General features: G+C 71.7%; 22 protein-coding genes. 8 read left to right on the top strand and 14 right to left on the bottom strand.

What is annotated here, in order from left to right:
- Positions 1-95: 95 nt before the first annotated feature.
- Positions 96-509: a VOC family protein gene (locus tag ACIBI5_RS35620; protein ID WP_397253241.1), complete on the bottom strand. Its 414-nt coding sequence runs from the start codon at positions 507-509 to the stop codon at positions 96-98.
- Positions 510-624: 115 nt separating this feature from the next.
- On the opposite strand from ACIBI5_RS35620, the gene ACIBI5_RS35615 reads away from it, so the two are divergent.
- Both ACIBI5_RS35615 and ACIBI5_RS35610 read left to right on the top strand, forming a co-directional pair.
- On the top strand, positions 625-1,476 hold the full coding sequence (locus tag ACIBI5_RS35615) for a sigma-70 family RNA polymerase sigma factor (protein ID WP_397253239.1): 852 nt from the start codon (positions 625-627) through the stop codon (positions 1,474-1,476).
- Complete coding sequence (locus ACIBI5_RS35610; RefSeq protein WP_397253237.1) at positions 1,473-1,838, top strand: VOC family protein; 366 nt, start codon at positions 1,473-1,475, stop codon at positions 1,836-1,838. The genes ACIBI5_RS35615 and ACIBI5_RS35610 overlap by 4 nt, the downstream gene beginning before the upstream one ends.
- Here ACIBI5_RS35610 and ACIBI5_RS35605 read toward each other — a convergent pair.
- Both ACIBI5_RS35605 and ACIBI5_RS35600 read right to left on the bottom strand, forming a co-directional pair.
- Complete coding sequence (locus ACIBI5_RS35605) at positions 1,822-2,496, bottom strand: TetR/AcrR family transcriptional regulator (protein WP_397253235.1); 675 nt, start codon at positions 2,494-2,496, stop codon at positions 1,822-1,824. The two genes, ACIBI5_RS35610 and ACIBI5_RS35605, sit on opposite strands and share 17 nt — an antisense overlap.
- Before the next feature lie 447 nt (positions 2,497-2,943).
- Positions 2,944-3,576, bottom strand: coding sequence for a TetR/AcrR family transcriptional regulator (locus ACIBI5_RS35600; protein ID WP_397253234.1), 633 nt, complete (start codon positions 3,574-3,576; stop codon positions 2,944-2,946).
- A 49-nt stretch (positions 3,577-3,625) separates the two neighbouring features.
- Here ACIBI5_RS35600 and ACIBI5_RS35595 point away from each other — a divergent pair, with 49 nt between their 5' ends.
- Positions 3,626-5,821, top strand: a complete 2,196-nt coding sequence (locus ACIBI5_RS35595) for a prolyl oligopeptidase family serine peptidase (protein WP_397253232.1) — start codon at positions 3,626-3,628, stop codon at positions 5,819-5,821.
- Positions 5,822-5,829: 8 nt separating this feature from the next.
- Positions 5,830-7,110, top strand: a complete 1,281-nt coding sequence (locus ACIBI5_RS35590) for a serine hydrolase domain-containing protein (protein WP_397253230.1) — start codon at positions 5,830-5,832, stop codon at positions 7,108-7,110.
- A 66-nt stretch (positions 7,111-7,176) separates the two neighbouring features.
- On the opposite strand, the gene ACIBI5_RS35585 is transcribed toward ACIBI5_RS35590, so the two are convergent.
- Genes ACIBI5_RS35585 through ACIBI5_RS35570 form a run of 4 tightly spaced genes read right to left on the bottom strand, consistent with a single transcriptional unit; the run spans position 7,177 to position 13,452 of the window.
- Positions 7,177-8,007 (bottom strand): carbohydrate ABC transporter permease, encoded by an 831-nt coding sequence (locus ACIBI5_RS35585; RefSeq protein WP_397253228.1) that lies wholly within the window; start codon positions 8,005-8,007, stop codon positions 7,177-7,179.
- The gene (locus ACIBI5_RS35580; protein ID WP_397253227.1) at positions 8,007-8,951 is read right to left on the bottom strand and encodes a carbohydrate ABC transporter permease; all 945 of its coding nucleotides are present in this window, start codon (positions 8,949-8,951) and stop codon (positions 8,007-8,009) included. The genes ACIBI5_RS35585 and ACIBI5_RS35580 overlap by 1 nt, the downstream gene beginning before the upstream one ends.
- Entirely contained in the window at positions 8,951-10,303 is a 1,353-nt protein-coding gene (locus ACIBI5_RS35575; protein ID WP_397253225.1) for an ABC transporter substrate-binding protein, read from the bottom strand. Before ACIBI5_RS35575 ends, ACIBI5_RS35580 begins: the two co-directional genes overlap by 1 nt.
- 8 nt (positions 10,304-10,311) lie before the next feature.
- Complete coding sequence (locus tag ACIBI5_RS35570; RefSeq protein ID WP_397253223.1) at positions 10,312-13,452, bottom strand: discoidin domain-containing protein; 3,141 nt, start codon at positions 13,450-13,452, stop codon at positions 10,312-10,314.
- Positions 13,453-13,643: 191 nt separating this feature from the next.
- On the opposite strand from ACIBI5_RS35570, the gene ACIBI5_RS35565 reads away from it, so the two are divergent.
- On the top strand, positions 13,644-15,401 hold the full coding sequence (locus ACIBI5_RS35565) for a DUF5107 domain-containing protein (protein WP_397253221.1): 1,758 nt from the start codon (positions 13,644-13,646) through the stop codon (positions 15,399-15,401).
- Between the two features lie 22 nt (positions 15,402-15,423).
- Here the strand turns inward: ACIBI5_RS35565 and ACIBI5_RS35560 are convergent, their stop codons facing one another.
- The 3 genes from ACIBI5_RS35560 to ACIBI5_RS35550 are packed head-to-tail and all read right to left on the bottom strand — an operon-like array spanning position 15,424 to position 19,093.
- A complete protein-coding gene (locus tag ACIBI5_RS35560; protein WP_397253219.1) occupies positions 15,424-17,904 on the bottom strand; it encodes an FtsX-like permease family protein in 2,481 nt (826 codons plus the stop codon).
- Positions 17,901-18,587: an ABC transporter ATP-binding protein gene (locus tag ACIBI5_RS35555; RefSeq protein WP_397253217.1), complete on the bottom strand. Its 687-nt coding sequence runs from the start codon at positions 18,585-18,587 to the stop codon at positions 17,901-17,903. The genes ACIBI5_RS35560 and ACIBI5_RS35555 overlap by 4 nt, the downstream gene beginning before the upstream one ends.
- Positions 18,584-19,093: a PadR family transcriptional regulator gene (locus ACIBI5_RS35550; RefSeq protein ID WP_397253215.1), complete on the bottom strand. Its 510-nt coding sequence runs from the start codon at positions 19,091-19,093 to the stop codon at positions 18,584-18,586. The genes ACIBI5_RS35555 and ACIBI5_RS35550 overlap by 4 nt, the downstream gene beginning before the upstream one ends.
- Positions 19,094-19,252: 159 nt before the next feature.
- Between ACIBI5_RS35550 and ACIBI5_RS35545 the strand changes: the two genes are divergently transcribed.
- Positions 19,253-20,182 (top strand): SDR family oxidoreductase, encoded by a 930-nt coding sequence (locus tag ACIBI5_RS35545; protein ID WP_397253213.1) that lies wholly within the window; start codon positions 19,253-19,255, stop codon positions 20,180-20,182.
- Positions 20,183-20,186: 4 nt separating this feature from the next.
- Here the strand turns inward: ACIBI5_RS35545 and ACIBI5_RS35540 are convergent, their stop codons facing one another.
- Complete coding sequence (locus ACIBI5_RS35540; protein ID WP_397253211.1) at positions 20,187-21,887, bottom strand: amidohydrolase; 1,701 nt, start codon at positions 21,885-21,887, stop codon at positions 20,187-20,189.
- Between the two features lie 76 nt (positions 21,888-21,963).
- On the opposite strand from ACIBI5_RS35540, the gene ACIBI5_RS35535 reads away from it, so the two are divergent.
- Positions 21,964-22,536 carry a TetR/AcrR family transcriptional regulator gene (locus tag ACIBI5_RS35535; RefSeq protein WP_397253209.1) on the top strand — a complete coding sequence of 191 codons (573 nt, stop codon included), beginning with the start codon at positions 21,964-21,966 and terminating at the stop codon, positions 22,534-22,536.
- Positions 22,537-22,632: 96 nt separating this feature from the next.
- Here the strand turns inward: ACIBI5_RS35535 and ACIBI5_RS35530 are convergent, their stop codons facing one another.
- Genes ACIBI5_RS35530 through ACIBI5_RS35520 form a run of 3 tightly spaced genes read right to left on the bottom strand, consistent with a single transcriptional unit; the run spans position 22,633 to position 25,174 of the window.
- Complete coding sequence (locus ACIBI5_RS35530; RefSeq protein WP_397253208.1) at positions 22,633-23,274, bottom strand: response regulator; 642 nt, start codon at positions 23,272-23,274, stop codon at positions 22,633-22,635.
- Complete coding sequence (locus ACIBI5_RS35525) at positions 23,271-24,377, bottom strand: sensor histidine kinase (RefSeq protein ID WP_397253206.1); 1,107 nt, start codon at positions 24,375-24,377, stop codon at positions 23,271-23,273. Before ACIBI5_RS35525 ends, ACIBI5_RS35530 begins: the two co-directional genes overlap by 4 nt.
- Complete coding sequence (locus tag ACIBI5_RS35520) at positions 24,377-25,174, bottom strand: hypothetical protein (RefSeq protein ID WP_397253204.1); 798 nt, start codon at positions 25,172-25,174, stop codon at positions 24,377-24,379. Before ACIBI5_RS35520 ends, ACIBI5_RS35525 begins: the two co-directional genes overlap by 1 nt.
- A gap of 245 nt (positions 25,175-25,419) precedes the next feature.
- Between ACIBI5_RS35520 and ACIBI5_RS35515 the strand changes: the two genes are divergently transcribed.
- Complete coding sequence (locus ACIBI5_RS35515; protein ID WP_397253202.1) at positions 25,420-26,550, top strand: acyl-CoA dehydrogenase family protein; 1,131 nt, start codon at positions 25,420-25,422, stop codon at positions 26,548-26,550.
- Positions 26,551-26,659: the final 109 nt, after the last annotated feature.

Raw genomic sequence — 26,659 nt, 5'->3', positions numbered from 1 at the left:
GGGGGGGGGCGGATGGGGTCGCCCGCCTGGGTGTGGTGGGTCCCGGGCTCGGGGGGGGGGGGCCGCCCCCCCCCCCACTTCCCGGTGCCGGCCTCCTACTCCGCGTAGGGCTGGTCCGTTCCGTGGGCGCTGTAGCCGAGGCTCCAGATGTAGCCGTCCGGGTCGGCGAACACGCCGCCGTACCCGCCCCACGGCAGGGCGCCGGCGGGCTTGAGTATCGTGGCGCCGGCCTTCCGGGCCTCTGCGATGATCTCGTCCACCCGGGCCTCGCTACGGACGACGTAGGTCAGCACCAGCCCGCCGAAACCGCTGCCTTCCGGGCTCGTGCCCACCTGGTCGGCCAGGCCTTCGCGGTCGTAGAAGCCGACGGGTGAGGCTCCGTCCGAGGCGAAGAACACCGAGATGCCGTAGTCGTCCTTGATCTTCCAGCCGAGCCCTTCGGTGTAGAACCGCTTGGCCCGGTCGAGGTCCCGGACGCCGAGAAGGATGGAGCTGACGTGCGCTTTCATGGCATGTCTCCGTATGTACTAGAGGTGTGGGTTCCAGCTGAACCGGCAGGCCGGTCACATCGGCGTACTTTCGCCGGTCAAGAGAGATGACCGGCGAAACGGAGGAATGTGACAGATGGTCGAGCACAACTGGCTGAGCGAACGGTTCACCGAGCACCGGGACCGCTTGCACGCGCTGGCCTACCGGATGCTCGGCTCACCCGCCGAGGCGGAGGACGCGGTTCAGGAGACCTGGCTGCGGGTGAGCCGCGCCGACACCAGCGAGCTGGAGAACCCGGCCGGCTGGCTGACCACGATCACCGCCCGCGTCTGCCTGAACATGCTCGAGGCCCGACGCAACCGGCGCGAGGAGCCGGCCGGGGCGCTGCCGCCCGAACCGGCCGCACCCGGCCGGTGCGGTCCGGAGGAGGAGGCGCTGCTGGCGGACTCGGTCGGTGTCGCGCTGATGGTGGTGCTGGACGCGCTGACGCCCGCCGAGCGGCTCGCGTTCGTCCTGCACGACGTCTTCGCGGTGTCGTTCGGCGAGATCGGGGAGATCATCGACCGTTCCCCGGCGGCGGCCCGGCAGCTCGCCAGCCGCGCCCGGCGCCGGTTGCAGGGCGCGGCCGACGCCTCCGGCGCCGCGCGCTCGCCGAAGCGGGAGATCGTCGCCGCCTTCCTGTCCGCCTCCCGCAACGGGGACTTCGCCGCCCTGCTGGAGCTGCTCGATCCGGATGTCGTGGTCGGCGACGTCCGCGGCAGCCACGCGGTGGCGACCTTCTTCGCCGGACGGGCCGAGGCCGCCCGGCTCGCTCTGGTCGACGGCGTCCCGGCGGCGGCCTGGTTCCATCTCGGCCGGCCGAAGGCCGTGTTCGCGTTCACCGTCAGCGACGGGAAGATCACCCGCATCGTCATCGACACCGATCCGGAACGGCTCCGCGCCCTCGACATCGTCGTCCTCACCGCGAGCGCCAAGGAGCGCCGGTGACCGGCCCGGACCTCCGGCTCGCCTCCTGCGCTCTGGCCGTCCACGACGTCGACGAGGCGCTCGGCTTCTACCGGGACGTGCTCGGCTTCGTGGCCGGCGACGACGTCGCGTACCAGGGAAGGCGATGGGTGAGCCTCATCCCGCCCTCGCAGCCGGACATCCAGATCCGCCTCACGGCGCCCGGCACGGGATCGCCGGGCGGCCTGACCTTCGCGACCGACGACTGCGACGCCACCTTCGTGCGCATCGAGGCCGCGGGCGCCGAAGTGATGCAGGAACCGATCAACCGGCCCGACGGCACCCGGGACTGCGCCTTCCTCGACCCGTCCGGCAACCTGCTGCGCTTCACCGGACCCCGCTAGGTCGCGACGCCGGATCTCCTGGGGCGCTGGTCGAAGGGTTCAGGAGCTCGCGGGCCAACGCCTCACCCCACCAGCTCTCGATCCGGTCGGGGGTCCAGGAGCGTTCGACGCGAAGGGTGGTGTAGACGTCGATGTTGCACAGGGCGGCGTAGATGTCGATGGCGGTCGGGACGTCCAGCCCGGGGCGGAGCGCGCCGTCCGGCCAGGAGGAGAACACCTGGGTGCGGTACTCGCCGGCCTGCCGCCGACCCCGCAGATAGAAGTCCGCGAGATCGGGCTCGGTACGGCCCGCGTCACGGATCAGCGTGATCAGATCGCCCGCGCGCTCGAAAAGACGCCGGTCGTAGCCGGCCATCGTGGCCAGGTGCCGTCGGGGGTCGGTGGTCGCCTCCAGCTCGTCGATCGCCTGGGGCAGGCCCGCGGCCAGGTCCGCGGCGTCGGCCAGCGCCCAGACGAGGCCCGTCTTGTTCTGGTACGCCGCGTACACGGTCGGGACGGAGACCCCCGCCTCCCGGGCGACGTCGCGCACGGTGGTCGCCGCCCAGCCCTGGGACAGGAACAGCCTGCGCGCGGCGTCGGCGATCTCCGCTCGCGTCTGATGTGCCTGCGTCACACGGCGCAGCGAGGTGTAGCGGCGCCGCCCTGTCTCGTTCTCCATGATCGCACCAGATCTTCCGGATCTCATATTCAATACACGCATCGTAAACTCAACTGCTGGCCACCATTACCAGTCTGGCGGGCGCGTCCCGATCGCATCGCCGAGGTCGGGCGAGGCCCGTACGGCTCAGCCAGGCATGCGGATCATCCGGTTTTCCTGACAGGCGAAGCGGGAGCCGGCAAGAAGGGCTCTACTGGACTCGCGGCGATCTCACGGGCGCCCCGCGCGTCTGCGAGGCGGTGAAGGGTCATCCTCTGGCCGACGGGGTCCGGGCGTTCCTGCTGTTCCTCGCCGGTCGCCACGCTGAGACGGTCTGGACGATGCATGGGCGCTGCGCGCAACACCTCGCACACCGTGACGACGGGCGAGGGATGGAGGACCGACACGTTCCCCCTCTGATCGAGCGGCTCCACCCCCTGGGGGTCGTGGGGCTGTTCACTCCATGCTCTACGGCTCCAGCGGCTCGTTCAGGTCGGTCCGGAGGATGCGGTCCATGCCGAACTCGAAGACCTCCTCCTGGGTGAACTCCGGCAGGTCATCGCCGAACGAGCGCATCACCGGATACCGCTCGGCGGGCAGTTCCCGCAGCGAGTGGCGTACCTTCGACCAGTGGTCGGCGTTCCATCCGGCCCGTTCCTGGTAGATCGAGGCGCTGCCGATGGTGAACCGGACCAGGCTGGAGGCGATCCCTACGGCGGTTCGCCGCTCGATCCCGCTGTTCAGCAGCAGGGCGTAGACCACCTCGGCGAGACGCGTGTCGCCCTGGCCGCCGGAACCGGCCTTCATGATCGCCGGATGTTCGGTCAGCAGCCGGAAGAACTCCCGCATGATCTGCCGTACCCCGTCGAGCCCGGCGTCAGGAGACTCGGGCACCTCGATGGCCGCCAGCAGGCTGTCGTAGAGCGCGGCGAGGATCTCCTCCTTGCTCTTGAAGTAGGTGTACAGCGCCATGGGTTGCACGCCCAGGTCCTTGGCGAGCCGGCGGACGGTGACCGCCCCGAGCCCTTCGGCGTCCATGAGGTGTGTCGCGCGCTCCAGGATCACCTGATGGCTGAGCGTCCCTCGCGGGGCACGGGGCATGCTCGATCTCCCTCTGTCGTTACACGTACTGTACATGTACTGTTCGCGTATGGAACAACGCTATCGCACCGCCGAGCAGTTGCTCGGGCACAACAGGCCCATCTTGGTACGCGGCGGCAAGATCCGGCCCGTCTGGCGGGACGGGACGTTCTGGTACCGGGACGAAGGCCGGTTCCTGCGCGTGGACCCCGTGACGGGCGCGAAGGAGCCGGCGTTCGACCACGAACGGCTGGCCAAGGCCGTGGGCGCCGACCCGGACGCGCTGCCCTTCGGCGCCATCACGCTGGAGGACGGCGCCGTCGTCTTCGACACCGGCGGGGCACGCTGGCGCTGCTCGCTCGGCACCTACACCATGACCAGGAGCGCAGCGCCCGGCCCCACGGACGTCGTCTCTCCCGACGGCCGCCACGCCGTCTTCCGCAAGGGCCCCGACCTGTGGCTGCGCGAACTCGCGACCGGCGCCGAGTCCCCGCTGACCACCGACGGCACCGCCGAGCGGCCCTACGGCGCGGGCACGGACTCCAGTTCTCACCGCACGCTCCTGCGCCGCCTCGGCCTGCCGTACTATCCGCCGCTCGTCGTGTGGTCGCCGGACAGCACACGGCTGCTGACCCACCGCCTCGACGAGCGCGGCGTCGGGCTCATGCACCTGGTGGAGAGCGCGCCCGCCGGCGGCGGGCGGCCCGTCCCGCACACCTACCGCTACGCGCTGCCCGGCGACGCGGTGCTGCCGCGCGCCGAGCTGATCGTCTTCGACGTCGAAGCCGGTACGGCGGTGGCCGCCAAGGCCGAGCCGCTCCTCGTGGCCCACCTGTCGCCCATCACGCTCAGGCGGATCTGGTGGGCCGATGACGGCTCGGCCGCGTACTACCTGGAACAGACACGCGACTACCGCACCCTGCGGCTGAACAGCCTGGATCCGGCGACCGGCGAGGTGCGCGCCCTGGTCGAGGAGAGCGGTCCCACTCGAGTCGAGCCGTCGCAGTGGATCAGCCACAGGCCGATCGTGAAAGTGCTCCCCGAAGGCGTGGTGTGGTACTCCCAGCGCGACGGCTTCGGCCACCTCTACCTGTACGGCGAGCGGACCGTCCGCCTCACCCGAGGCGCATGGAACGTCCAGGAGATCCACCACGCCGACTCCTCCGGCGTGTACTTCACCGCCGCCGGCCTGGTGCCCGACGATCCCTACCGTCGCCAGGTCTGCCGGGTCGCGCTCGACGGAACGGGCTTCGCCAGGATCACCGCCGACGACCTCGACCACGAGGTGAGCGCCGCCGACGACGGCTCCTGCTTCGTCGACTCCGCCTCCGCCGTGGACGTGCCGCCGGTGATCACGGTACGCGGCTGGGACGGCCGGGTCCTGGTGGAACTGGGGCACGCCGACATCTCCGGCCTGCTCGCCACCGGCTGGCAGCCGCCGGAGCGCGTGCGCGTCAAGGCCGCCGACGGCGTGACCGACCTCTACGGGGTGCTCCACAAGCCGCACGGCTTCGATCCGGACCGGCGCTACCCGGTCATCGATCATCCCTATCCCGGGCCGCAGACCAGCCGGGTGCCGCCCTCCTTCGATCCCGGCTTCTACGGCTATGACGCCGAGGCGATGGCCGCGCTCGGCTTCGCCGTACTCGCTCTCGACGGGCGCGGCACCCCGGGGCGGGACAAGGCCTTCCACGACGCCTCCTACGGCGCGCTGGAGACCGGCGGCCACCTCGACGACCACATCGCGGCCCTGCGGCAGCTCGCCGGGACCCGCCCATGGCTGGACTTGGACCGCGTCGGAATCTTCGGCCGCTCGGGCGGCGGCTACGCGACCGCACGCGCCCTGCTCGCCCACCCCGACGTCTTCAAGGTCGGCGTCGCCGAGTGCGGCAACCACGATCAGCGCCTCTACCACTCGATGTGGGGCGAGTCCTACGAGGGCCCGCTCGACGCCGGGACCTACGCGCGCTCGGCCAACACCGAACTGGCCGACCGGCTCCAGGGCAAGCTCCTGCTCGTCCACGGCGAGCTGGACGACAACGTCACGCCGCACCTGACCATGCGGCTGGTCGAGCGGCTGATCGCCGCGAACAAGGACTTCGAGCTGCTGATCGTGCCCGGCGCCGAGCACCTGTTCGCCGGGTTCGAGGAGTACGTGACCCGCCGCCGCTGGGACTTCTTCGTCCGCCATCTGCTGAACGCCGAGCCGCCCGCCGGGTACCGGCTCGCCCCCATCCCGTTCGACCCCGAACTGCTCGCGGGCTAGGAGCACCCATGGAGAACTTCATCCAGGCCACCGCCGAGTCGCTGGGTGTCGTCGGCGCCCAGGCCGCCGTCGTCAAGGGCGAAACCGTCCGCTCGTACGCGGCCGGGCTGGCCGACGCCCGCCACGGCACCCCGGTGGACGACGGCACGCTCTTCCAGATCGGCTCCACGACCAAGCTGTACACGGCCGCGATGCTCATGCGGCTCGCCGACGACGGCAGGCTGGACATCGACGCGCCCGTCTCCGGGCACCTGCCCGAGCACGACCTCGGCCCGATCACCGCGCGCCACCTCATGTCGATGACCAGCGGCCTCGACAACGGCCCCTACGTTGACACGGGACGCGGCGACGACTGCGTGGCCGCGTACGTACGCCGCCTCGCCGGCATTCCGCCCCTCTTCGAGCCCGGCGCCGGTTTCGGATACTCCAACGCCTCCACCGTCGTCTCCGGGCTGCTCGTGGAGAGGATCACCGGACGCTGCTGGGACGACGCGCTGCGCGATCTCCTGCTGGAGCCCGCCGGTCTCGCCCGCACCGCCAGCCTCGCCGACGAACTGCTCTACCACCGGGTCGCGCTCGGCCACACGCGTGAACGCGAGGTCGTCAAGCCGTTCTTCTTCTCCCGAGGGCTCGGCCCGTCCGGCTCCACGCTCTGCGCCAGCGCCCTCGATCTCGTGGCCTTCGGCCGCCTGTTCCTGCGCGGCGGCGTGCTCTCCGCGGACGCACTCAAGGAGATCCACACACCGCACGCCGAGGTCCCGGCGCGCTGCTTCGCCGACCACTGGTGCGCCGGGCCGTACCTGAAGATCTGGGACGGCGTGCGTGTGTACGGCCACAGCGGCACCACTCCGAGCGGCTCCTCCACGCTCAACTGGATCCCGGAACACGACCTCGTGGTGGCCACGATCGTGAACGTGGCCGAGCGCGGTTACCGGTTCGCCGACGCGGTGATCCGGGAGATCGTGCGGGCCGAGACCGGTGTGGTCAAGCCCGCGCTGCCCGAACCCGACCCGGGGCTGAGCGTCGCGCCGGAGCCCTACACCGGCCGGTACGGCGCACACGATCTCCTCTACGAGGTGACCGCGGCGGACGGCCGCCTGCACGCGGTGATCCACGGCCCCGGCGGGTCGCTCGCCTCGACGGACCTGCTGCCCCTCGGGGAGCACCGCTTCCTGCCCGCCGACGATGCCTTCACCGGACACCACATGTGGGACGTGGCCTTCGTCATGGGCGCCGACGGCCGCGCGATCCGGCTGCTCAACGGCGCATTCGCCGCGCGCTCGCTATGACCGCCCGCAGGGGTCGCCGAAGGTAGGCTCTTGGGCCGCCGGCGCCGGCTCAGCGCGCTTGAGGTGTCACTTGCCCGCCCCCAGCGTCAGGCCGGCGATGATCCGGCGGGCCAGCAGCAGGTACAGCACCAGCATCGGCAGCACCACGATGGCCACGCCGGCGATCAGCCCGCCGTACTCCGACTGGTAGGTCGCCGCGCCGTAGAAGGTGAACAGCGCGCGGGCCAGGGTGAAGCCCGCGTTCTCCTGGATGAAGACGATGGCGAGCAGCGTCTCGTTCCACAGCCCGATGGCGTTGAGGATCAGCGCGGTGATCAGGCCGCCGCGCGCCATCGGGAGCGTGATCGACACGAACGTGCGCAGGGGCGTCGCGCCGTCGAGCGCCGCCGCCTCCTCGGTCTCCTCCGGCAGGTTCCTGAAGAAGCCGGTCAGAAGGAAGACCGTGAAGGGCACCGACAGCGCCACGTACAGCAGGTAGAGGCCGAACAGGCTGTTGGTCAGGCCCACCCGGGCCAGCCCGACGAACAGGGGGATGATCACGGTCTGCATCGGCACGCCCATGCCGATCACGAGGAAGCCGGTCAACGCTCCTGAGCCGCGTACGCCGAAGCGGCTGAGCGCGTACGCGGCGGGCGCGCTCACCAGCACGATGGAGAGCGCGGCGGCCGCCACCAGGACCACGGTGACGAGGAAGGCGTGCCCGAACTCGGCCTGGTTCCAGGCGTAGAGATAGTTGCGGAACGGGTTGCCCCGCGCGAACCACGTGTACGGCAGGCCGAACGGATCCCGGAAGATCTCCAGCGGCGTCTTGAAGGAGGCCGAGACCAGCCAGTACAGCAGGAGCACGTTGAGGGCGGTGAACACCCACACGAACGTCCTCGCAGTGAGCCTGAGCATCAGTATTCGAGCCTCTCCCTGCGCATGATCCTGCGCAGCGCGGTCACCAGCACGGTCACCAGGACGATCATCACCACGGCGCAGGCGCAGGCCGCGCCGTACTCGGGCGTGCCCTGCGTGCCGAAGGACCGGTCGTAGACGTAGATGGCCAGCGTCCACGTCCTGCTGGGCGGTGCGTAGGTGCCCGGTCCGGCGAGCACGAACACCATCTCGAAGATCTTGACGGCGCCGATCGTCCAGAGCACTCCGGCGATGCCGACCACGTCCCAGGTCAGCGGCAGCGTGACGTGGCGGAACTGCTGCCAGGCCGACGCCCCGCTCAGCTCGGCGTCCTCGTACAGGTAGGGCGGGATCCGGTCGACCGCGGCCATCATGATGGTGATGTAGAACCCGGCGCTCGCCCAGACCAGCGCGCCGATCACCACCCAGGTGACGTTCTCCGCGCGCAGGAAGCCGGCGGCGGGCAGGCCGAGCGACTCCAGCAGGAAGTTCGCCAGGCCCTGCCGTCCGGGGTTGTACCTGAACACGAACCCGAAGAACATGCCCAGCGCGACCGGGGCGACGATGTTGGGGAAGAACAGGATCGCCCGGATCGTCTTCGAGGCGCGCATGCCCCGGAGCACCATCGTGAACAGGAACGCGAACACGAACGTGCCCGCGCCGCCCACGACGATGTATCCCAGCGTGTTGAGGAAGGCGTCGCGGAAGGCCTCGCTGCCCAGGAGCCTGGCGTACTGCTCCAGGCCGACGAAGACGACGGGGCCGGCGCCCGGCCAGCGGGTGAAGCCGAGCACCACGGTCGCGACGGCCGGGCCCACGAGGAAGACCACGTAGAGGGCGATCGCGGGCAGGGTGAACGGCCAGAACATCCGCCGGCGGTGACGCAGGCGCGGGGCGGCGGTGGCGGGCAGGTCGGACCTGCCCGCCATGACGGCTTGGGCCATCAGCCCTGCGTCTTCCAGAACTTGGCGCCGGCGCCGGCCAGCCTGTCCAGGAACGCCGCCGGGGTGAGCCGGCCCTTCAGCAGGTCGTTGTCGGCGGGGAAGAACACCTGCTCGGCGTACTTGCCGCCGGCGATGCCGTCCAGGCCGTCCATGAACGGGGTGTGTTTCTTGGCCGGGTCCTCCAAAGCGGCCTTCAGGTCGGCCAGGTCCGAGGGAACCGGCAGGTCCTTGCGGGGGGTGAGGCTGTCGGCCACGGCGGGCAGGCCCGCGAGCAGGTCACGGGTGAGGAAGTAGCTGATGAACGCCTTGGCCGCCTCGGGATGCTCGGCCTTCGCGGTCACCCCGAAGCCGACCTGCTGCACCTCGATGACGTCATGGGCGGCGCCGTCGGGCATCGGGAACTGGAAGGACCCGTAGTCGATGCTCTGGTCGCCGCCCTGTTTGGCCAGGTATTCGCGGGTCTCGGTCGGCGCCCAGCTGCCCATGAACAGATAGGACGCCTCGCCGTCGGCCCAGCGCTGCTGGATCTGCGGGAACTTGCCCGCGTCCCAGCCGTCGACCAGGTGGGTGGCGAGCTTGGCCGTGTGCTCGGCCGCCTTGAGGAAGCCCGGCTCGCTCTTCCACAGCCGTCCCGTCGGATCCTGCGCCGCCTTGGCCAGCCCGCCGGGACCGGCGTAGCGGGAGGCGAGCTGGTCGAAGTACCAGGCGGCGTAGTAGCCGATGTCGCCGTCGAGCGCGACCGACCTGCCGCCGAGCAGCTTGTACAGCTCGTCCATCGTCGCCGGCGCCTTGAGTCCGGGCACCTTCTTCTTGTCGTACCACCAGGCGTTGCCCATCACGAGGTACGGCACCGCGAACCGCTTCCCGGCGTCGTCCTTGATCGCGGGGGTGTCCCGGTAGGCGGCGGGCAGCACGTCACGGACCGTGCCGTCGCCGGTCTTCATGTCCATCACGTCGTCGAGCGGCCTGGTGCCGCCGGCCTCGGCGATGGCCGCCCTGATGTTGGTCAGGTCCTGGTCGAACAGGTCGGGCACGGTCCCGGTGTTGAGCGCGGGCAGCAGGTTCTGCCGCAGGTAGGCGCGGCCCAGCCACTGGATGGTGACCTTGACGCCGGTCTTGCCGGTGAAGCAGTCGGCGGCGAACTTCAGCACCTTCGCCTGCGGTTCGTCCTTGGTCCACATCGACCAGTAGGTCAGCTCCTTGTCCGTCGCGGGCTTGACGCCGGGCTCGGGGCAGGCGGTGGTGAAGTAGGCGGCCGCCGTGGGCAGCGAGAACTCCTCCTCGGGTGCGAGCGGCTGGTTGCCGCAGGCGGTCAGCGCCAGCGCGAGGACCACCAGACAGGTCCTTCTCATCACGGCTCCTAGTGGACTTCGAGCTCGGCGAGCTGCATGTGGTAGGGCTCGGTGCGGTGCGCGGTCCCCACCACGCGTACGTGCCGGGCCGTGACCGGCGGGAACGAGAAGCTCTGCGCGGACGCGTCCGGCTTGGGGTATCCCGTCCTGGTCACGACCGTGGTCCAGGCGGAGCCGTCCGCCGAGACCTGGATCGTGAAGTCCACGGGGAAGGACCCGCCCGTGTTCTCGCCGTCCGACCTGGCGTAGAGGTCCACGCGGGAGACCCGGCTCTGGCCGCCGAGGTCGACCGCCGCCCATTCGGTACGGCCGGCCGTACCGGGCAGGCTGCTCCACCCCATGGAGTGCCAGAGCGCCGAGCGCGCGCCGTCGGTGAGACCGGTGCGCAGCCAGCCCTCGTTGACATACTCCACCGAGCTGGACGAGGTGACGGTACGGCCGGCCGCGAGGTTGCCCCCGGCCGCCTCGATCTCGGCCAGTTGCAGGTGGTAGCGGCCGAACTGGTCGGGGCGCAGGTTCGTGCCGGTCACCTTGACGTAGCGCGCGGAGGTGGTGGCGAAGGGGAAGGTCTGCGCGCCGGCGGCCGGGCGGGGGTATCCGGTCCTGGTGGCGACCGTCGTCCAGGCGGAGCCGTTCGCCGAGACCTGGATCGTGAAGTCCACGGGGAAGCCCAGCCCGGTGTTGGCGCCGTCGGAGCGGGGATGGAGGTCCACCCGGCTCAGCGGTCTGGCGGCGCCGAGGTCGACCTGGATGGACTCGGTGTGGTTGGCGTTCATGCCGGCGGTGGAACTGCTCCATCCGAGGCCGGTGCGGACGCCGTCCACGGCCGCCGCGGCCGACCAGCCGTCGCTCTCGTGGGAGCTCGAGGTGGTCACGGCGCGGGCTTCGGCCGGGTTGGTCTCCGGGTTGATCCGCACGTTGTCGAAGCGGGCACTCGCGCCGCCGGTCACCAGGGCGAAGCCGCCCGCCGGGTAGGCGGCGTCGTTGACGGTGAGCAGCTTCTTCGCCCCGGCGTACACGCTGATGGACGATCCGCGGGCGGCCACGCGCAGCTTCGTCCACTGGCCGGAGACGTAGCCGGGCACGGCGGCGGAGCCGAGCGTGACACCGCTGCGGTAGACGAAGACCTGGCCGTTGTCGCGCAGCGCGATGAGATAGCCGGTGTCGAGGTCGGTGCCGTTGAAGTTGCGGACCATGAGCCCGGCCCAGTTGGTGGCGCCTCCGCTGGCGTTCACGCCGGTGATGCGCAGGTCGACGGCGGCCACCACGTCGCGGTAGGCCCGGCCTTTGAGCGCGGCGGTGACGCCCCACTCGGCGGAGGAGCCGGCCTGGACGTACTCGCCGCCGCTGACCGACCAGGCGCCCTGGTTGTGCCGCCAGTTCCTCACGCCGGCCGCGAAGTCGTCGGCGTAGGGGAAGCTCAGGTCGGGTCCGGGCGAGGCCAGCGCGTCGAGGATCTGCCGGTGCCGGTTGTCGACCTCGACCCCGCTCGCCTCGTAGGAGGTGGAGTCGGCGATGAGGGTGTCGGCGATGGCCCGGGCGGTGACCGGCTTGGTCTGGCTCAGCAGGTTCAGCAGCTCCACGTCTTCCAGACCGTCGAGCTGGGCCTCGCTGCGCACGCTGTCGTAGATGTCGTAGGCGGCCTTGTTGGGGCGGACCAGCCAGTTGTCGCCGGTCTGCCAGTCGTCGAAGGTGTCGGAGGGGCGGCTGAGATCGGCGAAGTCCCACCAGAAGTTCCAGCCCCAGTGCAGGAAGCCGGTGCCGCCGACCTTCCAGGAGAGCCACGGGGTGAGCCGGGTCGAGGCCAGGTGGTAGGAGATGAGTCGATTCATTCGCCTGTCCTGCGGCACCTGGCAGTAGTAGAGCCACAGCTCGGTGCCGGCCAGCCGCCGCCGCTGGTAGTAGCCGACGTTCCCGTCGTACAGGCCGGTGTACGGCGTGACGGTGGTGAGGTCCTCCTCCAGTTCGGGCAGCACGGCCAGGTGCGCCTCGTTCGTCAGCGGGTTGGGGAAGTACTGGCGGTACTTGGCGTAGAGCCACTTGGCGGCGGCGACCTGGTGGGGCTTGGACGGCTCGTCGAGCGCGCTCATGGAGAACTTGCCGGTCCAGCCCTTGGCGTCCAGGTGCGCCTTGAGCGCGGGGAACAGCTGGTCGAGGTAGGCGTTGGTCTCCGCGGTGTTCGGATCGGCCAGGACCCGCTGGACGACGCCGTCCACGTTCTTGAGCATCTCGACCTTGATGACGGTGTCCCCGACGGGCTCCAGCAGGTGCGGGGTGGCGATGTACTGCAGGGTCCCGGCGTCGATGAAGGTCTGCACGTACCGGTCGAAGGTGTCCCAGCCGAAGGTGTAGGTGCCCGACGCGTTCACGGTGGTGTCGGGGATCAGCAGGCCCTGGAAGTCGGCGAAGATCACGTTGTTGCGGTGCCTGGCGTGGTTGGCCGCGATGTTGGCGATGACCTTCCACCAGTTCGCGTCGTACATCTGCACGCCGTACTGGGCGGGGATGGCTCTGATCGTGCCGTTGTAGTCCCAGCCGGCCGAGGTGTTCCAGTTGTTCATCTTGAAGGTCGACTGGTTGGCCGGCGGGATCGTCACGCCGTAGACCGTGACCGTGACGTTCACCGGCACGTCCCCGGCGGCGCTCCTGACGGTGGCGGCGCCGGTGTAGGTGCCCGGGGCCTGGGTGGCGGGGACGCGCACGCTGTAGTGGTAGGGCAGGGTGAGGTTCGCCGCCAGGGGCTGCGGGGTGTTGTCCACCAGCGCGTCGTAGTAGGCGGTGCCGCCGTCGGGCGGGTTCTGGTGGACGCCGACCTTGGCGATGCGCGGGTGGTTGTACTCGCGCCGGACGGTGATCGCCGACGCCGGGATCACCGCGCCGCCGGGGCCGTTCAGCGGTCCCGCGGTGACGTGCACGCCGCTCGTCGCCGCGCTCGATCTGACCAGGATCTGGGCCGCTTCGCTCTCGCCCCTGGCCGCGCGGAGCGCGATCGACGTGGGGGCTCCGGACGGGCGGGTGGTCGCGGTGAAGGCCCGTTCGGCCGCGCTCTGCACCCACACCGACAGATCGGCCGCGTGGGCGGGAACCGCCACGAACAGGGAGAGGATGAGCAGGGGTAACGCTGCAAGCGAGATGGGTCTCAAGGCCATCGAAGGCTCCTTCGTGAGCTCCCCCGAGCAATAAAACGTTTTAACCGCTGGCATGGACGGTAAGGCTGCGCATAGTTGTCGTCAATCCCCAATATTTGGACCGTTACCTGCATCTGGGCGTTGACATGAGGTGCGACTCTCGTTTATTTTCACGCTGATCGCCTTAAAACGTTCCGCGTGGAAGGGCCCGGATGAACCTCTCCATCGCCGATGCCGGGCCGGTCAGCCCGCTGCCGATCCTGCGCCCGCCCGAGACGCCCGTCCGCGACTTCGGCCACCCGCCCTCCCTGCTCCCATACGGCAGGCGCGAGGGTTACACCCGCGACCCCGCTCCGCGCGAGGTGGCCTCGGTCACGCTGGAGAACGAACGCCTGCGGGCGGTGTTCCTTCCCGGGCTCGGCGGCCGGTTGTGGTCGCTGACCGACCGGGGGAGCGGGCGCGAGCTGCTGCACAGCGGTCCGGTGATCCAGCTCGCCAACCTCGCCCTGCGCGACGCCTGGTTCGCCGGCGGCGTGGAGTGGAACCTCGGCACGACCGGCCACTGGGCGCTGACCTGCGAGCCGTTGCACGCGGCCTGGGTGGACGCGCCGTATCCGGTGCTGCGCATGTACGAGTACGAGCGCATGCGCGGTGTGGTGGTCCAGATCGACGCCACCCTGCCACCCGGGTCCGCCTCGCTGGTGGTCTCCATCGCGATCCGCAACCCCCGGGCGGACGCCGTACCGGTCTACTGGTGGTCCAACATCGCTGTCCCGCAGACCCCGGGCTGCCGCGTCCTGGCACCCGCCTCCCAGGCCGAGCACTTCGACTACACCCAGCGGCTGACCACCGTCCCGTACCCGGGCACACTGGACGTCAGCTACCCCGGCACCTGGCGCTCGGCCGCCGACTACTTCTTCCACGTCACCGGCGGCATCCCCTGGATCGCCGCCGTCGGCGCGGACGGCCACGGCCTGCTCCACGCCTCGACGCGCCGCCTGAAGGGCCGCAAACTGTTCGGCTGGGGCACCTCGCCCGGCGGCGAGCGCTGGCAGCGCTGGCTGGCCGGCCCCTACCTGGAGATCCAGGCCGGACTGGCCCGCACCCAGCTGGAACACCTGCCCCTTCCCGGCCACACCACCTGGACCTGGACCGAGACCTACAGCCCGCTCACCCTCCCCGACCCCCACGTCCCCTACGAGCAGGCCCGCGCGGCGGTCACCGTTCCGCCGGTGCCGCCCTACGCCTGGACGGAACGGCCGCTGACCGAGGTGATCCACGCCGGGTCCGGATGGGGAGCGCTGGAGCGCCGGGCCGGGACGCTGCCCGGCTCGGCCGCGACCCCCTTCCCCGACGACACGCTCGGGGAGGAGCAGGCGCCCTGGCTGACGCTGCTGGAGAAGGGCGAACTGCCCGGCGAGGCGGCCTGCGTGGTCGGGCCGCGCTGGCTGGACCTGCTCGCCGGGGCCACGGACCCGCACGGCCGCTACCACCTCGGCCTCAACCTGTGGGCGACCGGGGACGCCGCCGGCGCCGTCGGCACGTGGCGCGAAGCGCTGGCCTCCGGCAGAGACCCCCTGCTCCTGCGGGCTCTGGCCGAGGCGCACCGGATCGACGGTGACGACGCGGCGGCGGCCGTACTCCTGCAGGAGGCGCACGCGCGCGCACCCGGCCTGCGCCCGCTCACGGTGGAGACCCTCACCGCGCTCGTCGCCGCCGACCGGCCCGCCGCCGCGCTGACCCTCATCGAAGTCCTGCCCGCCGCCGAGCGCGCCCACGGCCGCATCCGTCTGCTGGAGGCGCAGGCCGCGCTGGCGGCGGGTGACCGCGCCAGGGCCCGTCACATCCTGGCCGAGGGACTCGTCGTGCCTGACCTGCGGGAAGGAGAGAACACACTGGACGAGCTGTGGTTCGCCTGCCACGGCGAGACCCGTGCCCTGCCTCCTGACTACGACTTCCGCATGAGCTAGCGGCCGTCACCGGATGACCGGGTCAGAGGGGCCGGGGGGCGAGGGGCAGTCTGGTCCGGGTGATCAGCGCCGCCGTCGTCGCCAGGACGGGCAGCCCCACCACCACGGCGATCAAGAACGGCCACGGCAGGGCGATCGTGGCGGGATCTCCGGCGCCGTACGTCGTCATCGGCCGGCTCAGCGCCACACCCGTCACCGTTCCCGCGCCCAGCCCCACCAGCGCGCCGAGCCCGGAGATGTAGAGGGCCTGGCCGGCCACGACCATCCGCAACGTCCCGGGCGGCGCGCCGATGGCCATCATCGTCGAGCGCTCGGGCCGCATGTCGGCGGCCGCCAGGCGGGTGGCGGCCAGCGTGCCACCGACGACGAGGACCAGCGCTCCCGCGAGCCAGCCCCACAAGCCGGGGGAGGGCACATGGCTGAAACCGTCCTCGGAGGCGACCGACACCCGGGGGGTCACCTTGGCGAGATCGCGCCCCAGCGTGGAGTCGGCCGACGGCCGGTACATGGCGTAGAGCTGGCGCTCCACCGTGGAGAAACCGGCCTGCTCGACCAGCGTACGCGGCAGCAGAGCCCCGCCCTGGTGCTCGGCGGCGGGTGTGGCCACCACCGCCGGCACCTCGAGCTTGCGCGGCGGGCCGGACGTGGAACCTGCCCGTAGCACCAGCTTGCCATCACGCACCGCCGCCGCGTCGAACACCACGGCCTTGCCGCTCGCCAGCGCCGCGGCCGCCTGCGGATCGTGGCGGCCTTGCAGGAGCCTGAGCAGGGCCTGGTCGCCGATGGCCGCGGTGCGACGGGTGCGTATGCCGTTCCATCGCACCGTGTACCGCAACGCGTAGCGGCGGCCCTGGGCGTCGTTCGCCTGATAGCCGGCGGTCAGCGGCACGCCCGGCAGCTGCCTGACCGCTTCCGCGCGAAGCCTGCTCCAGGTCCCGTCGGCCATGGTGCCGCCCCAGATCGCCAGCGTGCCGGTCGGACGCGCCGAGGTGTAGGCGTTGCGCCGGTCCATGAACGCGCTCTGCGCGCCGATGCCCATGGCGACGACCGTGGCCGTGACCGCCATGACGGCCGCCACGGCGCTCGCCGTACGGGATCGGTGGCGGACCGCGTCGCGGACGGACATCCGCAGCGGAAGCCGCAACCGGGGGGCCACCCGGCCCGTGAAGCGCACCAGCCAGGGAGTCAGCACCACCAGGCCGATCATGACCAGCACCGCGGCGGCCCACACCCACACCGTGCCCGGCTGGCGCCGCGCCACCACGGTCGCCCCCAGCCCGACCAGCACCAGCACGACCCCCAGCAGGGGCCATCCGCGCCGATCGGCCACCGCGGGCGCGCGCCCGGCCAGCACGCCCACGGTGTCCTGCCGAGCCGCCTGTACGGCCGGCACCAGCGCCGCCATGATCCCGGCGAGCAGGCCCAGCGCGGCGACACCCAGCACGGGCGTCCACGGCACGTCGGCCGGGCCGACCTGCCCTCCCCAGCGTGCCGCGACCTGGGCGCCCAGCACTCCGGCACCGATGCCCAGCGGGCCGGCCACGATGGTGGCCGCGCCGCCGAGGACCAGTCCGTCGGCCAGCACGATCGTCCGCAGGTGCCGGGCCGAGCCGCCTTGGGCCGCGATCTCGGCCAGTTCCCGCCGCCGCCTCCTGAGCCCGACCGCGAAGGCGGGCCCGGCCAGCAGCACGGTCTCCAGCACCACCATGATCACCATGGCGCCGAGCCCGACCGTGTACTCGACGCCGAGGAGGAAGGGCCTGGGGCCGGGGATGATGGCGGGGGAGGTGACGTACAGGCCGGCCTTGTTCAGCGCGGGCACGCCGGCCCATGTCACGGGCTTCGCGGTGCCGGCGAGCCAGCCGGAGCCGTACTCGTGGGGAGACCACAGTTCATCCATGGACGCCAGCGGAAGATCCGGGCCCACGACCTTGCGAAGCGTGGGCCGGTGCGGGTGCTCGGCCACGCCCACCACCGTCAGGGGCGCCGCGCCGGGTGGCCGCAGGAGGGCGCCGGGGCGCAGGCCGAGCGCGGGTGTCACCACGACCTCGTGGGCGGCCGCGGGCAGCCTGCCCTCGTTCAGGGTCATCATCCCGCTGGTGAGGGGGTCGCGCAGGTCGGTCTCCAGCGCGTCGACCCGTTCGGTGCCCAGCCGGAGCACGGCCGCGTTGAACGGGATCAACCGGGTGCCCGGCCCGAGCAGGGCCGCAACCTCGGCGGACCCGGCCGCGGCCGCGTCGCCGCCTCCCGGATGCCAGCTCGCCCCGCCGGGCTGCTGCCGCAGCACCGTGCCCTTCGGCGCCTGGACGAGGCGGGCGTCGGCCGTGCCGAGCTCGGCCACCAGCCCCTCGCGCGGATCGACCTCCATGGTCTGGACGAGGGTGAGCACCGCCGCGATCACCAGGACGGGCAGGCCGATCATCGTCATGATGAGCGCGCTCCGGCCCCGGGAACGCCGGACGTTCCGGCGGGCGAGGCGCAGCGCGACCAGTCCGGCGCTCATCGGGCGCTCACCAGCGACGTGTCGTCGGTGATCATCCCGTCGCGCAGGAACACCACCCGATCGGCCCAGGCGGCGTAGCGCGGCTCATGGGTGACCAGCAGGACCGCAGCGCCCGCGTCGCAGCGGCCCCGTAAGAGCCGCATGATCTCGTCGCCGGTGGGCGTGTCGAGCGCGCCGGTCGGTTCGTCGGCCAGCAGCAATCGCCGCTCGCCCACCAGCGCGCGGGCGATCGCGACGCGCTGGCGCTGGCCGCCGGACAGTTCCTCCGGGAAGCGGTCCGCCACGTCCTCCGCGCCGATCTCGGCCAGGACCGCCATGGCCTCCTTCCTGGCCGGGCCCGGACGCACGCCGTCGAGCTCGCGCGGCAGCATCACGTTCTCTGCCGCTGTCAGCGACGTGATCAGGTTGAGGTCCTGGAAGACGTAGCCGACGCGACGGCGCCGCAGTGCCGCCAGGTCGCGCACGGCGGCCAGGTCCTGCTCGCCGAGGTACACCGTCCCCGAGGAGGGCCGATCCAGCGCGCCCGCGAGGTTGAGCAGGGTCGACTTGCCGGACCCGGACGGGCCCATGACCGCGACGAGCTCCCCCTCGTCGACCGCGAGGCTCACACCCTTCAGCGCGTGTACGGCTGTCGCCCCTTCGCCGTGGACCCTGGCCACCTCGGCCAGCCGTACCAACGTCATCTTTCCTCCTCGAGAACGGCCTCGCAGTGGTCCAGCCACCGTTGCTCGGCCTCGGCCTGGAAGATCATGGAATCGAGCACGAGCCGCTGGGCCGCGCCTCCCGTGGCGGCGCGCTTGGCCCTGGTGAGCCGCTGAAGAGTGCGCATGGTCGCCGTCCGCTGCGTGTGGATGACCTCGGCTACGTCCACCTGCCTGGCCGCGACGGCCACGGCCAGCTTGATGACCAGCTCGTCCCGCGGCCGGTCGGACGGGATGACGGGGGTGCTGAACCAGAGCGCCACCTCCTCCTGCCCGGCCGCGGTGATCGTGTAGACGACCCGGCCCTGCGCGTCCGCCTCGCCCGCCTCGACCAGGCCGTCGCGCTCCAGGCGGGACAGCGTCGTGTAGACCTGGCCGATGTTGAGCGGCCAGGTCGCCCCTGTGGACGCCTCGAACTCGACCCGCAGCTGGTAGCCGTGCCGCGGCCCCCTGCCGAGGAGCGCGAGCAGCCCGTGTCTGACTGGCATGAGTACCTAGTATGCATACGCGGTATGCCCTACTCAAGGTGATTGACGACCAAGGCATCGATGGTGATAGTTTGCAGGTGGATCCGCACCCTTCCCCGGGCGCTTCGACGTCCCCGGGATGGCGCAAGATCTCCGTCGAGCCGACAGGGAGATTTTGTGATGGGTGAAGTCACGCGGGTGCTGCTGACCGTGGTCGCCGCGCGCAAGGAAGCGGGCAGCAGCCCGACCGGGATCGTCGGCAGGAACCTGGCGCGTCAGCTGCTCGCCACGGGCGTTCGGGTACGGGTGCTCGCGGAGACCGGCCTGCTGGACGGCTGGCCCGCCGGGGCCGAGGTGGTCGAGGGCTCCATCACCCGGCCGCGCGAACACGCCGCCGCCTTCGACGGCGTCGACGGCGTGTTCCTCGCCGGCGCCAACCCCTCGACCGTGCACGACGCGCTGGACCTGGCGCTCGCCGCCGGCGTCGGCCGTATCGCGGTGCTGTCCTCACACGGGCCCGAGTACGAAGCCGACTATCCCCCCGAGACGTGGTTCTGGCTGGCCATCGAAAAGGCCGTCGAGCGCTCGAAAATGGAGTGGACGCACATCCGTCCCTCGGCCGTGATGGGCGCCATGATCGAGGGCACCTACCCGGCCACCGGATCGGACTGGCCGCGAACCATCCGCGCCGGCCACGTCGTGCGTGAGCCCTTTCTGGACGAGGGCCACTACCCGTTCATCCACGAAGACGATCTCGCCGCCGTCGCCCTGGCGGCACTGCGCACCGGCGACCACGTGGGAACGATCGTCGAAGCGGTCGGCGTGCCCATCAGCACCCGCTCACGGGTGGACGGCATCGCCAAGGCCATCGGTCACGCCGTCGACGCCGTCGAGGTCACCCCCGAGGAGGGCCGTGACGCCTGGCGCCGCGACGGCTGGCCCGACAGCGGAATCGACGTGACGCTGTACGCCCTTGAGGAGTACGGCACGCGACTGGCCGAACTGACCCAGTGGACCCTCGACCAGCGGCCCTCGGTCCGCGACATCATCGGCCGCCCGCCACGCACCTACGACGACTGGGCCGGCGAGAACGCCGGCCTGTTCCGCTGACCGGTCAGTCGCCGGCCGGTCCGTAGGTGTGACGGCCGCCGAGCAGGGTGTGGCGAACGGTGGCCTGCTGGATCTCCTCGATCGGACGGGCGAAGAGGTCGCGGTCGAGGATGACGAGGTCGGCGAGCTTGCCCGGCTCGATGGAGCCGGTGTGCCGCTCTTGGCGCAGGGCGTAGGCGGCGTCGGCGGTGTAGGCGCGGATGGCGTGCGCGAGGCTCGGCACGGCGTGCGGGCCGATGCGCAAAGACGCGGCGATGTTGGGCAGCGGGGAGAGCGCGCCGACGTTGAAGTCGCTGCTCAGCGTGACGGTGGCGCCGCTGTCCATGAGGGCGCGGATGGGCTGGAGGCGGCTCGTCCGCTCGGGGCCGAGGACCGGCTCGTCGCCGCGGCGGTAGGCGGGCACGTCGATGCCGGGGGCCGAGGTCTGGAAGTCGGCGACGACGCCGAGCCGGGCGAAGCGCGGCAGGTCGTCGGGGTGGGGGTATTCGATGTGGGTGATCCGATGGCGGGCCCGAAGGTCGCCGTTCGCCCGGCGGGCGGTCTCGACGGCGTCGAGCGCCTCGCGGATGCCGCGGTCGCCGATCGCGTGGATGTGCACGGTGAAGCCCGTCCGCTCCAGCCTCGTCACGTAGCGGGCCAGCCGGTCGCCGTCGAAGTAGTTCAGGCCGCGGTCGCCGGGCACGGGGGTGTCGATCAGGTACGGCTCCAGCAGGGCGGCGGTGAGATTGCTCGTGATGCCGTCGGCGCAGATCTTGACCTCGCCGGTGCTGAGCATGCCGCCCGGGTCGTGGTGGAAGGCGCTGGTCAGGGCGGGGAGCTGGAGATCGTCCTCCAGCTCCGGGTAGGCCCACAGCCCGAGCGTGGTGCGCGCGGCGAGCCTGCCCTCGCGTTCCGCCCGTTGCCACAGCTTGAGCTGATGGTGTCGGCCCCGCCAGGTGACGCGGGCGTCGGCGACCGAGGTGATGCCGGCCTCGGCCAGCTTGCGCTGGCTGTCCAGGAGCACCGGGTACTCGTCGGCGGGGAGTGACCGCACCAGCTCGCTGGAGTAGACCATCATGGCGTTGTCCAGCAGCAGGCCGTTCGGCTCGCCGCCGGGCTCGCGCAGGATGAGGCCGCCGGCGACCTCGGGGGTGTCGCGGTCGATGCCGAGCGCTTTCAGGGCCCGGCTGTTGAGCCAGGCCGCGTGCCCGTTCTGGTCGTACAGCAGCGCCGGCCGGTCGGGGACGGCGGCGTCCAGCAGGTCGCGGGGAGCTCGCGCGGAGGGGTGCAGCCGGGTGATGTCGAAGCCGTGGCCGGTGACCCAGCCGTGCCGCCCGTGCCCGGCGCAGGCGCGTACCTGCTGGACGAGCCGACGCGCGTCGGCGTCGAAGTCGAGCAGGCAGTCGTCCTCCGTCTGCCCGGACAGGCCCTCGATGGGATGGCAGTGCACGTCGTGGAACCCGGGCAGCACCAGCCCGCCCGCGGCGTCGATGACCTCGGTGCGCGGACCCACCAGGGGGTCGAGTTCGGCGCGGGAGCCTACGGCCTGGATCCGGTCGCCTGAGATCGCCACCGCCTCCGCCCACGGACGTCGCGGGTCCACCGTGTACACCCGGCCACCCACGATCAGCCGATCGGAGCGCTTCTCGTGGTCAGGGGCGCAGCCCGCGCCGAGCAGCCCGATCGGGGCGGTGAGCAGGGTACGGCGTGGGAGGGAGTTTGCCATGCCGCGCATGGTACTCACGAGCTCCATTTGAAACAACAACGTTTCAATCCGAGCAGTGCTGCTAAGCTCGCTGACCATGCGCGGATCGCCGGGAACGCTCGTAGAGATCGCCACACAGGCGTTGCTGGCCAGCCCCACGGCGTCGCTGGCCGAGGTGGCGGCCGCGGCGGGGGTGAGCCGGACGACCCTGCACCGCCTCTACCCGACCAGGCAGGCGCTGCTCGTCGCGGTCGCCACCGAAGCCGTCGACCGGGTCGAACGCGCCTACGCGAACGCCGGCCTGTCGGTGCCGGGCGAGGAGGCGGAGGCCGCGCTGCGCCGGTTGCTCACGGCCCTGATCCCGCTCGGCCCGCAACTGGAGTTCATCCATCGCGAACGCGGCCTCGACGAGGAGCATGCCCTCCACGCCCGCTTCGACACGCTCGACGATCTCGTCATCGACCTGGTGAAACGCGGTCAGCAGGCGCGGGTGCTCCGCTCCGGCCTGGCCGCCTGGTGGATCGTCTCGTCGCTGAACGGCGCCGTTTACGGCGCATGGGAGTCGATCGAACTCGGCAGGCTCGCGCCCCGCGACGCCCCCGGGCTGGTGCTGTCCACCTTGCTGGACGGCATCCGGACGGGGCCCGCTGACCGCCCGGCCCCTGCGTAGTGCGTTCACCGGCATCTCATTGCACGAGGACGTCCGCCCGGCAGCGGGAGATGGGGAAGCGTGCGGCCCGACCGCGCGTGGATACCCGGACGGCCGTCAGCGTGGGCGGGTCAGGCCGTGTTCGTAGGCCCAGATGACGGCCTGGACGCGGTCGCGCAGCTCCAGCTTGGCCAGGATGCGGCCCACATGCGTCTTCACCGTGCCCTCCGACAGGAACAGCAGGCCCGCGATCTCCGCGTTCGTCCGGCCCCTGGCGATGTGGCGCAGGACCTCGCGTTCGCGGTCGGTCAGCGGGTCGGGTCCCGGAGCGGGGAGGTGGGGAGCCACGTGGTCGAGCAGGCGACGGGTGGTGGAGGGCGCGATGACCGCGTCGCCCTCGTGCACGGTGCGCACCGCCGCCAGCATCTCCTCGGCCGGCGCGTCCTTGAGCAGGAAACCGGAGGCCCCGGCGCGCAGCGCGGCGAAGGCGTACTCGTCCAGATCGAACGTGGTGAGCACGATCACCTTCGGCGCCTCCGGAGCGCCTGCGAGCAGTTCGCGGGTGGCGGCCACGCCGTCCAGGCGAGGCATGCGCACGTCCATGAGCACGACGTCGGCCCGCACGGTGCGCAGCCGGGCCAGCGCGTCGGCGCCGTCGCGGGCCTCGCCCACGACGTCCATGTCCGGTTGCGCCTGAAGCACCATGACCGTCCCCGTCCTGACGAGGTCCTGGTCGTCCACGACGAACACCCGGATCACAAGCTCTCCTTCTGGTACGGCAGGCGGGCCACCACCGCGAACCCGCCTTCTGCGCCCGGCCCCGCCACCAGCGTGCCGCCGACGGCCGCCACTCTCTCGCGCATCCCCGCCAGGCCGTTCCCCCGGCCGTCCGCCGCCCCGCGGCTCGTGCCGTCGTCGGTGACGGTGACGACCAGGGCGTCAGGCGTCCAGTCCAGGCGCACGGCGGCCGTCGCGGCGGGGCCCGCGTGCTTGAGCGTGTTGGTGAGCGCCTCCTGGACCACCCGGTAGGCGGCGAGCTCGGCGGCCGGGCCGATGGGGCCGGCCGTACCCGTCTCGACGGGGCCGGCCGCGCTCGACGCGGACAGCAGGGCGGGCAGGGCGGCCAGCCCGGGGGAGGGGTCCAGCGGGGCGGTGCCGGTGCGGAGCACGCCGACCAGGCCGCGCATCTCCGTCAAGGCCCGGCGGCCGGTCTCCTCCACGGTGGCCAGCACGTCCGCGGCCCGGTCGGGCGCGAACCGGCCGCCTCTGGCCTGGGCGACGATCACGGCCAGGGCGTGCGCGATCACGTCGTGCATCTCGCGGGCGATCCTCGCCCGCTCGGCCAGTGTCGCCCGTGCGGCCGACGCCTCGGCCTGCTCCTCCAACAGCGCGACGTAGGCGAGCTGGGTCCGCCGGTACAGGCCGAAGCCCCAGGCCGCCGTCACCGTCGAGGCCAGCAGGCCGAGCAGGAGCCACGGATCGGGACCCAGGTGGGCGGCGGTGACCGACGGGTCGTGGGCGAAGCGGTAGGTGGCCACCCCGGCTCCGGCGAGTCCCGCGGCCAGGGGCGGGAAACGCCTGCCGTACGCGGTGCAGGAATGGATCGCGATCGGGAAGACGGCCACGGACGGCAGTACGAGGAACAACCCGGTCACGGCCACCTGGACGGCGAAGGCGGCCGCGACCACGAAGAACGCCCAGACCTCCCGCCGGTAGGCGAGGGCGGCGTGCGCCACCAGGCAGGCGCCCACCAGCAGGGCCGCGCGTACACCCGGCACCGACAGCACCGCCACCACCGCCGACAGCGACAACAGCGGCACGCCGACGACGAACGCCAGGGCCAGGTCCGCGCGCCGCGGCATCACCGCGGCGTCGCCCGCTGGTAGGACAGCGTGGCCGCGCCGACCGCCAGCCCGAACAGCAGCCAGCTTCCGTACACGAGCCCGACCGTCACCACCGCCGCGGGGTCGGACAGGGGCACGGGCCCTTCGGTGAGGCCGAGCATCTGCGACAACGTACCGAAAACGGACATGGCCCCCATGGTGGTCAACATAGCAGCGCCCGCCCAGCCGCCCGTCAGCACCAGCCGCCGCGGCAGCCGCCGCCCCCACCCCTGAACGAGGGCCAGCGACCCCACCGCCCCGATGAGCAGCATGAACAGCTCGCCGGCCGGGAAGCCCTCGTCATAGCCCACGGGACGGAGCAGCGAGCCGCCCAAGGACCAGTACAGCTTGGCCATGGGATAGACGAATCCGATCGCGAACGCGCTGTAGCCCAGCCACGCCCCGCCCGGAACCCTGAGGCGGGGCAGCAGCACCGCACCCAGCAGCGCGCAACCCGTCAGGCTGAGCCCGCGCGACGCCATCCCGGGCCAGTCGACACGCGCGAAGTCTCCCGCCGGGATCCCCGTGACGGCGAAGAACGCGCGAAAGCCGTCGAGCACGACGCCGCCCGCCGACCACAGCAGCAGTACGGCGGGCAGCAGCCCCGCCGGGTGCGGTCGTATCACGAAGACCGCGCCCACCACGGCGGCCAGGAGGCTCACCCAGTGCGGCGCGAATCCCGTGGTGTAGGGGAGCGTGGGGAACGGCACGAGCGCGAGTGCCGCGACGAGCGCGAGAACGATCAGCGCCGAGATCTGCATTCGTTGAAGTCGCATGACGCCAACGATCGCGGCCGAGGCCCGCCCGCCGCGTCCGCGTCAGGTCCAGACAGGATCTGACCTGAGAGGTATTGACAGGGCAGTTCTTCCAAGCCGATCAGGGGTGCGTGGCCGGAGACGCAGGTGAACCATCGTGCCTGACACCCTGCCCGCGACGATGTGGTCGCGCTTTCGGACAGGGGCCGGGATTCCGGGGACGAGCGCTGTCGATGTGCCCACCGCCGTCTGCCTAAGATCACGTCATGCCGGATCAGAAGAGGGAAGCGCATCCGCTGGGCCCGCCGCAGGAGGAGCAGCACTGGGTGCGGACCGCGGCCGAGCTCGCCCAGGAGTTCGCCAGGACCGCGGCCGCCTACGACGAGAGCACATCGGTCCCGCGCGAGAACCTGGAGATGCTGCACGCCGCCGGCCTCGACGCGGCGCTGCTGCCCGAGCGCCTCGGCGGGCAGGGGCTGAGCTACCGGAGCTACGGCGAGATCGTGCGGCTGCTCGGCGCGGCCTGCCCGGCCACCGCCTGTATCTGGGTGATGCACATCGGGGCGGGCGTGGGACTCGCCGAGATGTCGGCGCCGGAGGCGGGGCGCTTCTACGCCGACGAGCTGATCGCCGGGCGGCGCTTCGCCAACGCGCTGTCGGAGCCGACGGGCGGCAACCTGTTCCTGCTGCCGCAGCAGCACGCCCAGCCCGCTCCCGGCGGGTTCCGGCTGTCGGGATCCAAGCGGTTCACCTCCGGGTGCGAGATCGCCGACCATTTCCTCGTCAACGTGCTGGTCGACGGGGTGCCGGCGTTCTTCGGGGTGGAGGCGGGCGAGTCGATCCGCTACCTGCCGATCGGCGACACCCTGGGCATGCGGGCCAACGGCAGCCGCCTGGTCGAGTTCTCCGGCACCCTGCTGCGCGAGGACCGCCGCTGCCCGCCGCCGCCGGGGCCGCGGCCGAACCACATCGGGTCCGGGATCGCGTTCCTGTCGCTGGGGATCGCCGACGCGGCGGTCGTGGCGCTGGTCGCGCACGCCCGCGGACGCACGATCCCCACGACCGGCGAGCCGCTGTCGGCGATGCAGTGGCTGCGGTTCGACCTGGCCACGGTCCACAGCCAGCTGGAGGCCGCCGGCATGTACGCGCGGCACATGGCGTGGCTGGCCGACCAGAACGACCCCGGGTTCAACTCCGCCACCCTGCGGGCCAAGGTGCTGAGCAACCAGGTCGCCATCGACGCCGCCCAGCTCGCCCTCAAGGCGGGCGGCGGCTCCGGCTTCCTCAGCACCTCGCCCATCCAGCGCATCCTGCGCGACGCGTACGCGGGCTGGGTGATGGCGTACTCGGTCGAGGTCTGCCGCGACCGCATCGGGGACGAGCTGTTCAGCGACTGAAGGCGGCGCCCGCGGACGGGTCAGCGCGGCGGCCGGCCGTGGAGTACACGGACGGTCGTCAGGAAGCTGAAGACGCCGCTCCGCCGCGCACGTAGGTTCCGGCGATCTC

Source organism: Nonomuraea sp. NPDC050540, assembly GCF_044457485.1.
Lineage (GTDB): Bacteria > Actinomycetota > Actinomycetes > Streptosporangiales > Streptosporangiaceae > Nonomuraea.
The sequence above is the reverse complement of the archived record's forward strand: the minus strand, read 5'-3'. Positions and strand labels throughout refer to the sequence as shown.